Genomic DNA, 13,310 nt, shown 5'->3' on the forward strand with positions numbered 1-13,310 from the left:
GGTTTCTTGTATTCTGGGACTTGCACCCCATATAGATGCCATGGCACTTAAAGTTTTCGACCTCCAGTGCGAGCACAGCCACATTTTCGAAGGCTGGTTCGGTTCGCACGAAGACTATGACGCGCAACAGGCGCGTGGCCTCGTCACGTGCCCGGTTTGCGGCTCGGCCAGCATCACCAAGCGGCTGTCCGCGCCCCGCCTGAACGTCGCCCACCTGCACGCGCCGGCCGCCCAGCCGGCGCTGCCCGCCAATGCCTCCGACGCGGACAAGATGGCGGTATTGCAGGCCGCCGTCATGCAACAGGTGCGCGCGCTGTTGCGCAATACCGAGAACGTGGGACCGCGCTTCGCCGAAGAGGCGCGCCGCATCCACGAAGGCGACGCCGACGACCGCCCCATCCGCGGCACCGCGACTCCCGAAGAGCGCGAAGCGCTGGCCGACGACGGTATCGACGTCATGGCGGTGCCGGATTTCCTGGACGACGAGCGTCTGCAATAAGCGGCTACGCCGCTGGCAAGGTCAATAAAAAAAGCCAGGCCCGAAGGCCTGGCTTTTTTGCACCTGCTTGCCGGATCAGTTGTTGACGCGGCTGCGGTATTCGTTCGTGCGAGTGTCGATTTCGATCTTGTCGCCGATGGCGCAGAACAGCGGCACGTTCAGTTCGTAGCCGGTGTTGATCTTGGCGGGCTTGGTCACCTTGCCCGAGGTATCGCCACGCACGGCGGGTTCGGTGTAGGTGATTTCGCGCACGAGGGTCGTGGGCAGTTCAACCGAGATGGCGCGGCCGTCGTAGAAGACCACTTCCACGGGCATCGCTTCTTCCAGGTAGTTCAGGGCGTCGCCCATGCTTTCGGCTTCGATTTCGTACTGGTTGTACTCTTCGTCCATGAAGACGTACATCGGGTCGCCGAAGTAGGAGTAGGTGCACTCCTTGCGGTCGAGCTGGACGACTTCGAACTTTTCGTCGGCCTTGTAGACCGATTCGCTGGCCGAGGCGGTCAACAGGTTCTTGAACTTCAGCTTCACAACAGCGGCGTTACGGCCAGACTTGTTGTATTCGGCCTTCTGGACCACGAGGGGATCCTTGCCGACCATGACCACGTTGCCGACTCGCAATTCCTGAGCGGTTTTCATCGATAAAACTCCGGGGGTGATGGGTGCACTCGCCGTGCTTGCAAAAAGCCGCCGCTGCGAAAAACTCGGGCTCATAGGTCCGGGTCATAGGATTCGAGCCATGAGACTCGGACCATAGGACCGCTGACAGCGGCTTCGTGCACACCCCGGGAGGCGTCATAGTTGAGGCCCGACAAAATCCAGGGCGCTCGGAAAACTCTCTATTCTAACGTTTCTTGGCCAACTCTGCGCAGAAATCGGCTAGATTTTCAGCCAGGTCGGGCAGGGCGGCCTGGCTTGCGTCCCACTGCCAGGCGGCGCTTGCCCAGGATTCCCAGGCTTCCGGCGCCAGGGCGGCCGACAGCGCCCGGGCGGTGGCGCCGGTTTGCGGCTCGTTCCAGGCGCGGATCAGCGAGTGGGCCGTTTCCGGGGCCGGATAGCGGGCCAGCCAGGCCTCCAGTTTTTCCAGGTGGACGTTTTCTTCCTGGGGATAGATCTGCCAGATCAGCGGGCGCGCGGCCCAGGCGGCGCGGACGAAGGAATCCTCGCCGCGCACGAAATTCAGGTCGCAGCACCACAGTAGCCGGTCGAAATCCGGCTGTGCGACGAAGGGCAGGCGCGCCACCAGAGGGGCGCCCGGCGCCGAGCAGGCGGCTTCCAGGCCGGGGGCCACGCCTTCGGGCGCCAGCAGCACGCTGGGGCGCGGGTCGGCCGCCAGCGCTTCGGCCAGCGCCGTCACGGGCGCGCTGGGATAGCAAAACAGGGACACGGTGCGGGCGCCGTCGCGGCGGCGCAACAGCAAGTCCTGCGCCACGCCCAGGGACTTCAGGAGGGTTTCCTGGTCTTGCGTCGAGGCTTGCAGGGCGTCGCGTTCTGCCGACAGGCCGGGCTCGCGCAGCAGGCCGCCGGTGGCGGCGGTGAATCCGGGAAAGTAGAAATGCTTGACCAGCCCGTCCGGCCGCTGCGATGGCAGGCCGTGGCAGCTTTCCACCCAGGGCTCGGCGCTCAGGTATTCCAGATTGATCCAGACCGGGTGCGTGCGCCGCATGCTGTCCAGGAACTCCGCGGGCGGATCGCAGGCGAAGGCTTCAATCACCACGTCGCGCGCGGCGAGCGTGGCATCGGGCGAGTCGGACCAGTGGACGATGTCGATGCCACTCAGCTGCTGGCGCGGCAGGCCCGGGACGATGCCGGGCTGGATGCGGGCGAAGCTGGCCAGGTCATCGACCCACAGGCGCACATCCCAGCCGCGGCCGTGCGCCAGGCGGCGCGCCAGCCGCCAGCAGACGCCGATGTCGCCGTAGTTGTCGACGACCCGGCAGAAGATGTCCGCTTGCATGGCGTTCAGTGGAACTTGGCTGGCGCGGCTTCCGCGTCCTCGGGCAGTTCGGCGTGCACCAGTTCGCCCAGCGGGTTCGGGAAGTAGGGCGCGCCGCAATCCTCGCAATACTCGGGTGGCAGCACGCCGGGGATGCGGCGCACTTCGGTCACGCCGTATTCCTTGAGCAGGGCGGCGATTTCGTCGACCACGTCGGGCTGGCCTTCGTCGGACGGCTGGTCTTCCTCGCGCCCGTACAGTGGCCAGACGCAGCCGTAGTAGACGTCGTTGCTGCTGCGCGCCGTGAAGCCGATGCGGTATTCGTCGACGCGGCTTTCGCCGCAGCCGGCCACCACCGCGCGCAACTGGGACGCTTCCAGGCTGACCGCGCCTTCCAGCCAGCTGACCGCCGCGCGCAGCGACAGCGGGCGCACCCGGCGGTCGGCTTCGCGGTTGCTGACGTAATAGGCGTCAGGTAGCAGGGCTTCGAAGCCGCAGCCGGGCAGCAGATTGGCCAGCGTGGGTTGCGCCTGCGCCGCCCATTGCTCCTGGCAGGCGTCGCGGCTGGCCTCGGCCTCGCCCAGCTGTTCCTGCCAGCGGAAGATCGGCTCGCCTTCCGGCACGGCGACGGCCGCCACGATGTAGCGCGTGTCGGCCAGCATGTTGGCCGTCTCGGTTTCCGTGTTGAGGGCGGGCTTGGCGGTTTCAGCGCCCAGCGCCTGGGTGCCCAGGCGTTGCAGCCATTGCCAGGTTTCGGAGAAGGTGCGCGGCATCTGGTCGACGCTGACCAGCACCGGCATCAGCGAGCTGCGGGCCTTGCTGGACAGGACGTGTCCGTGCAACTGCGCCATCAGCGCCTGCTGCGCGCCGGCGGCAATCGGGCCGGTCGGGATGGCATAGCGGGTCCAGGCGACGATGGGCGCCACGATCAGCAAAACGTCGTAGCGGACGCCATTTTTCTCGATCTTCATCGATTCGGACAGGGTTTCGGCCTGTTCGATCAAGATCTCGTAGGCGCCCACGTCGCTTTGCGCAAGGTGATCCAGCGCGGCTTCCAGAGGGGCGTCCTGCCCCGCCTTCAGCAGCTTCGGAATCGCCTCGCCAAGCTGGTTCTCCCAGAACACGTCTTCGAGGCGGCTGCCCGAGCGGTTGAGCGCCTGGGCAAGCGCCACCAGGCGGGTGGCGTCACGGGTGAGGCGGGGAGCGGATTGGCTGCGGGATCGGGCCATAACTTCGAGGAGCGTCCAGTGAGTGTGCAACTGTGTAGTTTAACGCCCGCGGCGCCCGTCGGTTCTGTCGTCCCGCCAGGACCCGCGATGGCGGAGCGCAATCCTGATTGGTGCTGAAACAGCAACAGATAATGCCCCTATAGGTGGTTTATTGCTGATCGGAAACGGGGGAGAATGCTTGCATCAGATCATTCTCAGGAGGCACCGCCATGCGCTGGCCTACGCTTTTCGTTTCCCATGGATCTCCCATGCTCGCCGTCGAGCCCGGCCAGACCGGCCCGGCGCTGGCCGCCTGGAGCGCCGCGCAAGGCCGCAAGCCCAAGGGCATCCTGGTCGTCTCGCCGCACTGGATGGGCGAGGGCCTGGCGTTGTCCACCCGCGACCGGCAGGTGGCCTGGCACGATTTCGGCGGTTTTCCGCCGGAACTGTATGAGCTGCAATATGCCGCGCCCGGTTCGCCGGCGCTGGCGGAACGGGTGCAGGCCCTGCTGGCGGAATCCGGCATCGCCGCCGACCTGGACCCGCGCCGTCCGCTGGACCATGGCGCCTGGGTGCCGTTGCGCTATCTCTATCCCGAGGCCGACGTGCCGGTGGTGCAGCTGTCCCTGGACATGGGACGCGATGCCGCGGCCCAGTTGCAGCTGGGCCGCGCGCTGGCCCGCCTGCGCGACGAGGACATCCTGGTGATCGGCTCGGGTTCGCTGACCCACAACCTGCGCCATGTGCGCATGCCGCAGGACGCGCCGGCGCTGCCTTACGTGCCCGCCTTCCAGCAGTGGTACGCCGACAAGCTGGCCCGCCGCGACCTGCCGGCGCTGGTGGACTGGCAGGCGCAGGCGCCGGGCGCGGCGCAGGCCCATCCGCACGATGACCACCTGATGCCGCTGTACGTGGCGCTGGGGGCGGGTGGAGAAGGCTTTCGCAGGTTGACGGGCGAGATCTCGTACGGCGCGCTGGCGATGGACGCCTACGAGTTCGCGGACTGATCCGGACGCGGCCACCCTGTGAGCCGCCTGCGCGGCCGCAATGAAAATGGCCCGGGAACCTCGCGGTTCCCGGGCCATTGCGTTTGCGTCCGCGCGGTCAGGCGGCCAGCAGCTGGCGCAGCACGAAGGGCAGGATGCCGCCGTGCTGGTAGTAGTCCACCTCGATCGGGGTGTCGATGCGCAGCAGCACCGTCACGTCCTGCTTCGAACCGTCCTTGCGGGTGATCGTCAGCGTCACGTCCTGCATCGGCTTGATGCCGTTTTCCAGGCCCGAGATGTCGTAGGTTTCCTCGCCGGTGATGCCCAGCGACTGCACGCTGTCCGAGCCCTTGAACTGCAGGGGCAGCACGCCCATGCCGACCAGGTTGCTGCGGTGGATGCGTTCGAAGCTGCGGGTGATCACGGCCTTCACGCCCAGCAGCTGGGTGCCCTTGGCGGCCCAGTCGCGCGACGAGCCGGTGCCGTACTCTTCGCCGCCGAACACCACGGTGGGCGTGCCGGCGCCGACGTACTTCATGGCCGCGTCATAGATGGACATCTGTTCGCCTGTGGGCTGGAACAGCGTGTCGCCGCCTTCGAAGCGGCTGCCGTCCGGCAGGGCCGGGATCATGAGGTTCTTGATGCGCACGTTGGCGAAGGTGCCGCGCATCATGATCTCGTGGTTGCCGCGGCGCGAGCCGTAGCTGTTGAAGTCGGCCTTCATCACGCCGTTTTCCTTCAGCCACTTGCCCGCGGGCGAGGTTTCCTTGATGGAGCCGGCCGGCGAGATGTGGTCGGTCGTGACCGAGTCGCCGAACACGCCCAGCGCGCGAGCGCCCTTGACCGTCGGCATCGCGCCCGGCGTCATGCCGAAGCCGTCGAAGAAGGGCGGCTCGGCGATGTAGGTGGAGTCAGGCCAGTTGTAGGTGTCGCCGGTGACGCCTTTGATGTTTTCCCAGAGTTGGCCGGGGTTGCTCTTGACCTGGCCGTAGTTGGCTTCGAAAGCCTTGGGATCCAGCGCGTACTTCAGCAGCGACTCGATTTCCTCGGTGGTCGGCCAGATGTCGCCCAGCCACACGTCGCCGTTCTTGCCGCGGCCCACGGGCTCGGTCATCAGGTCGCGCGTGACCGTGCCGGCCAGGGCGTAGGCCACGACCAGCGGGGGCGAGGCCAGGAAGTTGGCCTTGATGTTCGGGTGGATGCGGGCCTCGAAGTTACGGTTGCCCGAGAGCACGGCCGAGCAGATCAGGTCGTTGCCGGTGATGGCTTCGTTCAGGTCCGGGGTCAGGTCGCCGGCGTTGCCGATGCAGGTCGTGCAGCCGTAGGCGGCCACGTCGAAGCCGAGCTTTTCCAGGTAGGGCAGGAGGCCCGTCTTGGTCAGGTACTCGGTGACCACGCGGGATCCCGGGGCCAGCGAAGTCTTGATGTGCTTGGGCACCGTCATGCCGGCTTCCACCGCCTTCTTGGCCAGCAGGCCGGCCGCCAGCAGCACGCTGGGGTTGGAGGTGTTGGTGCAGGACGTGATGGCCGCGATCAGGACGTCGCCGTTCTTGACCTGCGTGCCGGCGCTGGTGGTGTAGGTCTTTTCCAGTTTGTCGGCGGGCTGGTTGAAGCCGTTTTCGGCCACCGGCTTGGAGAACAGGTCGATGAAGGTGTTCTTGACGTTGCCGATCTCGATGCGGTCCTGCGGGCGCTTGGGGCCCGCCAGCGACGGCGCGACGGTGGACAGGTCCAGCGTCAGCAGCTTGGTGAAATTGATGTCCTTGGCCTTGGGCACGCCGAACATCTTCTGGGCCTTGAAGTAGGCCTCGAAAGCGGCGATTTCGTCCTCGGTGCGGCCAGTGCCGCGGAAGTAGTCGATGGTGCGTTCGTCGACTGGGAAGAAGCCCATGGTGGCGCCGTATTCCGGCGCCATGTTGCCGATGGTGGCGCGTTCGGCCACCGACAGGCTGGCCGTGCCTTCGCCGCAGAATTCGACGAACTTGCCCACCACCTTCTCGCGGCGCAGCATTTCGGTGATGGTCAGCACCAGGTCGGTGGCGGTGACGCCGCCGCGCAGCTTGCCCTTGAGCTCCACGCCGACCACGTCCGGGGTCAGGAAATACACGGGCTGGCCCAGCATGCCGGCCTCGGCCTCGATGCCGCCCACGCCCCAGCCCACCACGCCGATGCCGTTGATCATGGTGGTGTGGCTATCGGTGCCCACCAGGGAGTCGGGGTAGTAGACGTTGTTCTTCTTGTCCAGGTGCACGCCGCGCGCCAGGTACTCCAGGTTGACCTGGTGGACGATGCCGAAGCCCGGAGGCACGACGCCGAAGGTGTCGAACGCCTGCATGCCCCACTTCATGAACTGGTAGCGCTCCTGGTTGCGCTTGAACTCCAGCTTCATATTCAGGTCCAGCGCATTCTTGGTGCCGAAGTAGTCGATCATGACCGAGTGGTCCACCACCAGGTCCACCGGCACCAGCGGCTCGATGCTCTTGGGGCTCTTGCCCATCTTGTCGGCCACCGAGCGCATGGCGGCGATGTCGGCCAGCAGCGGTACGCCGGTGAAGTCCTGCAGCACCACGCGGGCCACCACGAACGGAATTTCGTCTTCGCGGCGGGCGTTGGCCTGCCAGTTGGCCAACTGCTTGACGTGCTCTTCGGTCACCTTCTTGCCGTCGCAGTTGCGCAGCACGGATTCCAGCACGATGCGGATCGAAACCGGGAGCCGCTGCACGTCGATGCCGAGGGACTTGCCCAGCGCCGGCAGCGAATAGTACTGACAGGATTTATTGCCGATCTTGAAATTCTTGAGGGTGTCTAGGGTGTTGTGCGGCATGATGGACTCCGTGGATTTGCCCGGCTGAAGCCGGCATTTTCTGGCGTTTTTGCGCATTTGTCATTCTATGTGAGACTAGCGCCTGCGCGACCGTATGTCTTATATCTTATATAAGACTTGGCCGGGCCGTCAAAGTTCCCGTCCTGCGGTTGTTCATGGGCGGGCGGCCGTCGGCCTCAGCCGATACTCTGGCCGAGGCGCGCGCGACTCGCAAGCGTCTTTTATCAAGAAAGTCCTACGCGAATGTTGCGGTCGCCCGCAAGCCCTACGCGAGAACGTCTCGCAGCAGCGTGGCCAACTCTGAGCGCAGGAAATCGACCACCGCGCGCTGGGCGGTCGAGGGATAGGGGTTGGGCGTGGTGAGTATGAAGAGTTTCTCGCCCGGGCCCATGGCCTGGTAGGCGGGCAGCACGGGTGTCAGCCGTCCCGCTTCGAGGTCCTGCTGCACCACGTAGGCCGGCAACAGCGCCACGCCCGCGCCGGCGCGCGCCGCCTGCGCCAGGAACGGGAAGTACTCGGATTGCAGCCGCGGCGCGAGCTTGGCTTCGTGCACCTGGTCCTTGCGGCGCAGGCGCAGCGTGACCTGGGGCCTGGGATCGGGCGGGCCGAGGAAATGCAGCCGGGCCAGGTCGCGCGGGTGGGCAGGGGCGCCGAACTGCTCCAGGTAGGACGGCGCCGCGCACAGCACCCATTTCACGTCGCCCAACGTGCGCGCCACGTAATCCTGCGGCGGGGACGTCATGACCCGCAGCGCCACGTCGATTTCCGACGAAATCAGGTCGCTCACGCGGTTCGAGAACAGCACGCGCAGGGTCAGCGAAGGATGGCGCAGGGCAAAGCTCACCAGCAGCGGGCGCAACTGGTCCAGCTCCCCCAGCCCGGTTGGGATGCTGAGACGGACGTGTCCCGCGGGTTCCGAGCCAAGCTTCTGCAGGGCATGGCGGGCGGACTCGACCTCGCGGGCCATGCGCGCGCCGTGTTCGTACAGCACCGAGCCCTGCTGCGTCAGTTCCAGCCGCCGCGTGCTGCGCCGGATCAGCTGGGCGCCGAAGGCGCGTTCCAGCTTCTGCAGGTTGCGGCTCACGTGCGAACGCGTCACGCCGTGGCGCACCGCCGCCTCGCTCAGCGTGCCGGCGTCGACGATGGTGACGAAGAGCTGTATCAGATTGAGGTCCAGCGCGGGCAGGGCGGGCATGCGCGGTCTTATTGTTGACTGTGAGGAAACATAGTTTACGCAACCGGCGGGATTGTCGCGGGCCAGCTGCGGTTGATATTCTGCTTTCCACTGAAAGGAGACCAGGCCATGAACCAAAACCAGCCCGGCGGGAGCGCCCCGCAAACCATGTTCCGCAGCGATCTGTTCCGCGGTCAGCGCATCCTCGTCACCGGCGGCGGAACCGGCCTGGGTCTTGCGATGGCCGAGCGCCTGGCCTCGCTGGGCGCGTCGCTGCACCTGTGGGGACGCCGCGCGGCCGTGCTGGAAGAGGCCGCCGCGGGCCTGCGGCAACGCCATGGCGCCGAGGTCCACGTGCAGGCGGTCGACATCCGCGACGCCGAGGCCGTGGACGCCGCGGTCGAGGCCATCTGGACGCAGCATGGCGCGCTGAACGCCCTGGTCAACAATGCCGCGGGCAATTTCATCAGCCCCACCGAAAAGCTGTCGCCGCGTGGCTTCAATGCCATCGCCGACACAGTGTTCCGCGGCACTTTCTACACGACCCAGGCGGTGGGCAAGCGCTGGATCGCGCAAGGCACGGGCGGCGCGGTGCTGTCCATCGTGGTGACCTGGGTCTGGACCGGTTCGCCCTTCGTGGTGCCCTCGGCCATGTCCAAGGCCGGCATAGACGCCATGACCAAGTCGCTGGCCATCGAATGGGGCCGCCATGGCATCCGGTTGAACGCCATCGCGCCGGGCGTGATTCCGACCGAAGGGGCCAGCGCGCGGCTGCGTCCCAAGGACAGCGGCGCCGACGCCCAGGCGCAGCAGAACCCCATGCGACGGCTGGGCACCGGGCACGACATCGGCGAACTGGCGGCTTTTCTGCTGAGTCCAGGCTACGACTGGATCAACGGCCAGACCATCGCCCTGGACGGCGGCGACTATCTGGCCAACGGCGCCTATTTCAAGCAGTACGCTGAATGGAGCGACGCGGACTGGGCTGCGGCGCGCCAGGCCATCGAGGCGCGCACCGCGCAGGACAAGGCGCAGCGCAGCACGGGGGGCGCATGACGGACAGCACCATCCACGCCGGCGGCGAGCGCCTCTCGGGCGCGGCGCTGGCGGCGCGCGGCGAGCAGGTTGCCGCCGGCCTGGCTGCGCTGGGCGTGAGGGAAGGCGACGTGATCGCCGTGCTGCTGCGCAATGGCCTGCCCTATCTGGAGATCATTCAGGCCTGCAAGCGGCTGGGCTGCTACTACTGCCCCATCAACTGGCATTTCACGGCGGCGGAAGTCGCCTTCCTGGTGGCAGACAGCGGGGCCCGGTTGCTGATCGCCAACGCCGACCTGTGGCCGCCGCTGCGCGATGCGCTGCCCGCGGAACTGCCCGTGCTGCTGGCCGGGCCCGGCGCCGCGCAGTCCGGAAAAGCGGACTACGACGCCTGGCGCGACAGCCAGCAACCGTATGACGGCCCGCGCGTGGCGCCGCGCGGCCACATGGCCTATACGTCCGGCACCACGGGCCGGCCCAAGGGCGTGGTGCGCGCGCCGTTCCCGCTGGAACACCTGGCGCGGCATCTGGAACAGGTCGAGGCCGTGGTGGAGGCGGCCTACGGCCTGCGTCCGGGAAGCCACGCACTCTTGCCCGCGCCGATCTACCACAGCGCGCCCAGCGTGTTCGCGCAGGTGGCCCTGCGGGTCTGCGAGACCTTCGTCGTGACCGACCGGTTCGATCCCGCCGAGGTCCTGCGCCTGATCGAAGCGCATCGCATCGACACGGTCTACCTCGTGCCCATCATGTATGTGCGCCTGCTGAAGCTGGACGCCGCCGCGCGCGCCGCGCATGACCTGTCGTCGCTGCGCTTCGTGGCCTCGACCGGGGCGCCCTGCGCGCCGGAGATCAAGCGCGCCATGATCGACTGGCTGGGCCCCATCATCCACGAAACCTATGCCTCCAGCGAGGCGGGCATGGTCACCGTCATCGACTCGGACGAGGCGCTGGCTCGTCCCGGCAGCGCGGGCCGGCCCATCGGCGACGCCCAGGTCAGGATCTATGCCGAGGATGGATCGCCCTGCGCGCCGGGCCAGGTCGGGCGCATCTACGTGCGCCAGCCGGCCTACGCGGACTTCACCTACCGCAACAATCCGCAGGCCCGGGCAGAGGTGGAGAAGGACGGACTCATCGGCCTGGGCGACCTGGGCTATCTGGACGCGGACGGCTATCTCTACGTGTGCGACCGCGAGTCGGACCTGGTGATCTCGGGCGGCGTGAACATCTATCCGGCCGAGATCGAGCACCAGCTCATGCAGTACCCCGGCGTGGCCGATTGCGCGGTCTTCGGCGTGCCCGACGATGAATACGGAGAGCGGCTGATGGCGCTGGTGCAGCCCGCCGCAGGCGCGGCGCCCGAGCCTGCCGCGATGGCGCAATGGCTGGCGCAGCGCATCGCGCGCTACAAGGTGCCGCGCGACTTGGCGCTGCGCGCGGAATTGCCGCGCGACGACAACGGCAAGATCGCCAAGCGCAGGTTGCGCGCGGAATTCTGGACGGGCCGGCAGCGCAAGGTATAGCAGGGCGGCGGGGCGCCGCGACCACAGGACCCGCAGAAGAACCTACAAGACCCGCGGGGCCCACAAGACCAGCAGGACCCAAAAAGATCCACAAAACCCACAAGGGAGACAAGCATGGCATTCAGACTGAACCTCAGGCTGCGTCGCATCGCGAGCGCGGCGATCCTCGCGCTCGCGATGCCTGCCGCCGCGCTGGCGGCCTTTCCGGAAAAGCCGGTCAAGCTGGTCGTGCCGTACACGCCGGGCGGCTCCGCCGACCAGCTGGCGCGGGTGCTGGCCGAAGGCCTGTCGCGCGAATTGGGCCAGACCGTGGTGGTCGAGAACAAGCCCGGCGCCAACACCATGGTCGCGGCGACGCAAGTGGCCAGGTCGGCGCCGGACGGCTACACGGTTTTTCTCGCCAGCAACGCCAGCATGGTGCTCAATCCCATGCTCTACCAGCGCATCTCCTACGATGCCGCGCGCGACTTCCACGTGCTGAGCATCGCAGCCGAATTGCCGCTGGTGGTGGTGGCGAACAACGAGGTGCCGGCCGCCACGCTGTCCGACTTCGTCGCCTATGCCAAGGCGCGGCCGGGCAAGCTGAACTACGCGTCGGTGGGCATAGGCAATCCCTTGCAACTGGCGACCGAGCTGCTGAAGTCGCGCACCGGCATGGACGTGGCGCACATCCCCTACAACGGCAGCGCACCCGCGCTGACTTCGCTGATGAGCAACGATACGCAGCTGATGGTGGACGTGGTCAGCACCTCGCTGCCGCTGGTGCGGGAACGCAAGATCAAGGCCCTGGCCGTGACGACCAGCGAGCGCCTGGCGGTGCTGCCCGACGTGCCGACCGTGGCGGAAAGCGGATTCCCGGGATTCCGCGCCGCGACCTGGTTCGGCCTGGCCGTGCCGCGCGCCACGCCGCCAGCCGAGACGCAGCGCCTGCAGGCCGCCGTCGACAAGGTGCTGAAGGATCCGGCGTTCCGCGGCCGCTTCGAGCCGCTGGGCCTGGTGATCCAGGCGCCGCGCAGCCAGGCGGACATCGACGCCTATGTGCAGGAAGACCGCCAGCGCTGGGGCGCGGTGATCGAGGCCAACCACATCAAGCTGGACTGAGGCGGGCAGGGCGCCGCCAGCTTACGCGGGCGGGCGTTAGCCCGCCTTCTTGCGGCCGCCGCGGCGCGCATTGCGCGTGGCGTTGCGCCGCGACATCTCGGAATCCAGGATCAGGCGGCCTTCCAGCTTGCCGTGCATGCGCTTGACCGAGCGCATCGCGTCCTGCATGTGCTCGCTCATCAGCGCGCGCACCTTCTCGACGTCGCGCTCGCGTGCCGCCGCCAGGATCTTGCGGTGGAAGCCGGCATTCGCGCTGCCGAAGCGCTGCTGCTCGGACAGCGGCATCTCGTTGTCGAATACGGTCAGCTGCCGGATCATTTCATTGGTCATTTCGCAGCTGAACCGCAGGAACGGATTGGGGCAGGCGGCCGCGAAGATATCGTGGAAATTGATTTCCTCCTGGCGCTGGGCCAGCGGGTCGTCAACGTGCTCGGCGGAAGGGTCGCAGCAGGCAATGTTCTCCTCTAGCGCGGCGAAATGCGCCTCCGTCAGGAACGGCACCGCGCTGGCCGCGAGCTCGGGTTCCAGCAGCTTGCGCACCTGGTAGATGTCCTCGATCCGCACTTCCTTGAAGAACAGGTAGTTCTGCATCAGCTGGAAGGTGCGGTCCAGCGGCACCTCGACCACGGTGCCGCCGCCGCCCGGCCCGGTGCTGACCTTCACCAGCCCCTGCACCTCCAGCGACTTGAGCGCTTCGCGCATGGTGCTCTTGCTGACCGAGAACATGCTTTGCAGCTCGCTCTCGCGCGGCAGTTTGTCGCCGGGCAACAGGTTCTTGGCCGTGATCAGCCGCTTGATCTCCTCGGCGACCAGATCGCTGCGCTTGGGCGGACTGGATGCGCCCGCGGCTTGTAGGTCTTGACTGTTGAACGCCATTGCGTTCCTCCGTAGCTGCATGTTGTGCGCGCGGCAGGGCCTGGGGGCGGTTCCGCGCGGACCCCGGGTTATACCTGATGCGCCCGCTATTGACAGAGCCGGCTCGCCAAACTGATCATGATAATAATCCTATTTATCATGATAAATAGGATGG

11 protein-coding genes are annotated in these 13,310 nt (G+C 66.8%); 5 read left to right on the forward strand and 6 right to left on the reverse strand.

What is annotated here, in order from left to right; translation table 11 throughout:
* Nucleotides 1-40: 40 nt before the first annotated feature.
* Nucleotides 41-499, forward strand: coding sequence for a DUF1178 family protein (locus tag HWY37_RS05570; protein ID WP_175209046.1), 459 nt, complete (start codon nt 41-43; stop codon nt 497-499).
* Between the two features lie 75 nt (nt 500-574).
* Here the strand turns inward: HWY37_RS05570 and efp are convergent, their stop codons facing one another.
* The 3 genes from efp to HWY37_RS05585 form a co-directional block, all read right to left on the reverse strand.
* The gene (gene efp / locus HWY37_RS05575) at nt 575-1,135 is read right to left on the reverse strand and encodes an elongation factor P (RefSeq protein WP_006225610.1); all 561 of its coding nucleotides are present in this window, start codon (nt 1,133-1,135) and stop codon (nt 575-577) included.
* Between the two features lie 205 nt (nt 1,136-1,340).
* Complete coding sequence (earP, locus tag HWY37_RS05580; RefSeq protein ID WP_176088097.1) at nt 1,341-2,453, reverse strand: elongation factor P maturation arginine rhamnosyltransferase EarP; 1,113 nt, start codon at nt 2,451-2,453, stop codon at nt 1,341-1,343.
* Nucleotides 2,454-2,458: 5 nt separating this feature from the next.
* Nucleotides 2,459-3,661, reverse strand: coding sequence for a DUF2863 family protein (locus HWY37_RS05585; RefSeq protein WP_176088098.1), 1,203 nt, complete (start codon nt 3,659-3,661; stop codon nt 2,459-2,461).
* 209 nt (nt 3,662-3,870) lie between these two features.
* On the opposite strand from HWY37_RS05585, the gene HWY37_RS05590 reads away from it, so the two are divergent.
* Nucleotides 3,871-4,647, forward strand: a complete 777-nt coding sequence (locus HWY37_RS05590) for a DODA-type extradiol aromatic ring-opening family dioxygenase (RefSeq protein ID WP_176088099.1) — start codon at nt 3,871-3,873, stop codon at nt 4,645-4,647.
* 97 nt (nt 4,648-4,744) lie between these two features.
* Here the strand turns inward: HWY37_RS05590 and acnA are convergent, their stop codons facing one another.
* A complete protein-coding gene (gene acnA / locus HWY37_RS05595) occupies nt 4,745-7,450 on the reverse strand; it encodes an aconitate hydratase AcnA (RefSeq protein WP_175209042.1) in 2,706 nt (901 codons plus the stop codon).
* Between the two features lie 265 nt (nt 7,451-7,715).
* Nucleotides 7,716-8,645, reverse strand: coding sequence for a LysR family transcriptional regulator (locus HWY37_RS05600; protein WP_175209041.1), 930 nt, complete (start codon nt 8,643-8,645; stop codon nt 7,716-7,718).
* A gap of 147 nt (nt 8,646-8,792) precedes the next feature.
* On the opposite strand from HWY37_RS05600, the gene HWY37_RS05605 reads away from it, so the two are divergent.
* From HWY37_RS05605 to HWY37_RS05615, 3 genes are all read left to right on the forward strand, one after another.
* A complete protein-coding gene (locus HWY37_RS05605; protein WP_176088476.1) occupies nt 8,793-9,680 on the forward strand; it encodes an SDR family oxidoreductase in 888 nt (295 codons plus the stop codon).
* Nucleotides 9,677-11,179, forward strand: a complete 1,503-nt coding sequence (locus HWY37_RS05610; protein WP_176088100.1) for an AMP-binding protein — start codon at nt 9,677-9,679, stop codon at nt 11,177-11,179. Before HWY37_RS05605 ends, HWY37_RS05610 begins: the two co-directional genes overlap by 4 nt.
* A gap of 114 nt (nt 11,180-11,293) precedes the next feature.
* On the forward strand, nt 11,294-12,280 hold the full coding sequence (locus HWY37_RS05615) for a Bug family tripartite tricarboxylate transporter substrate binding protein (RefSeq protein WP_175209039.1): 987 nt from the start codon (nt 11,294-11,296) through the stop codon (nt 12,278-12,280).
* A gap of 36 nt (nt 12,281-12,316) precedes the next feature.
* Here the strand turns inward: HWY37_RS05615 and HWY37_RS05620 are convergent, their stop codons facing one another.
* The gene (locus HWY37_RS05620) at nt 12,317-13,156 is read right to left on the reverse strand and encodes a FadR/GntR family transcriptional regulator (protein ID WP_175209038.1); all 840 of its coding nucleotides are present in this window, start codon (nt 13,154-13,156) and stop codon (nt 12,317-12,319) included.
* Between the last annotated feature and the right edge of the window lie 154 nt (nt 13,157-13,310).

This window comes from Achromobacter anxifer (assembly GCF_903652925.1).
GTDB lineage: Bacteria > Pseudomonadota > Gammaproteobacteria > Burkholderiales > Burkholderiaceae_B > Achromobacter > Achromobacter anxifer.

Bases quoted from the DNA above. Each gene is read 5' to 3' on its own strand.
- HWY37_RS05610 (WP_176088100.1), top strand. From the start codon at position 9,677: ATGACGGACAGCACCATCCACGCCGGCGGCGAGCGCCTCTCGGGCGCG.
- earP (WP_176088097.1), bottom strand. From the start codon at position 2,453: ATGCAAGCGGACATCTTCTGCCGGGTCGTCGACAACTACGGCGACATC.
- efp (WP_006225610.1), bottom strand. From the start codon at position 1,135: ATGAAAACCGCTCAGGAATTGCGAGTCGGCAACGTGGTCATGGTCGGC.
- HWY37_RS05570 (WP_175209046.1), top strand. From the start codon at position 41: ATGGCACTTAAAGTTTTCGACCTCCAGTGCGAGCACAGCCACATTTTC.
- HWY37_RS05600 (WP_175209041.1), bottom strand. From the start codon at position 8,645: ATGCCCGCCCTGCCCGCGCTGGACCTCAATCTGATACAGCTCTTCGTC.
- HWY37_RS05590 (WP_176088099.1), top strand. From the start codon at position 3,871: ATGCGCTGGCCTACGCTTTTCGTTTCCCATGGATCTCCCATGCTCGCC.
- acnA (WP_175209042.1), bottom strand. From the start codon at position 7,450: ATGCCGCACAACACCCTAGACACCCTCAAGAATTTCAAGATCGGCAAT.
- HWY37_RS05620 (WP_175209038.1), bottom strand. From the start codon at position 13,156: ATGGCGTTCAACAGTCAAGACCTACAAGCCGCGGGCGCATCCAGTCCG.
- HWY37_RS05615 (WP_175209039.1), top strand. From the start codon at position 11,294: ATGGCATTCAGACTGAACCTCAGGCTGCGTCGCATCGCGAGCGCGGCG.
- HWY37_RS05585 (WP_176088098.1), bottom strand. From the start codon at position 3,661: ATGGCCCGATCCCGCAGCCAATCCGCTCCCCGCCTCACCCGTGACGCC.
- HWY37_RS05605 (WP_176088476.1), top strand. From the start codon at position 8,793: ATGTTCCGCAGCGATCTGTTCCGCGGTCAGCGCATCCTCGTCACCGGC.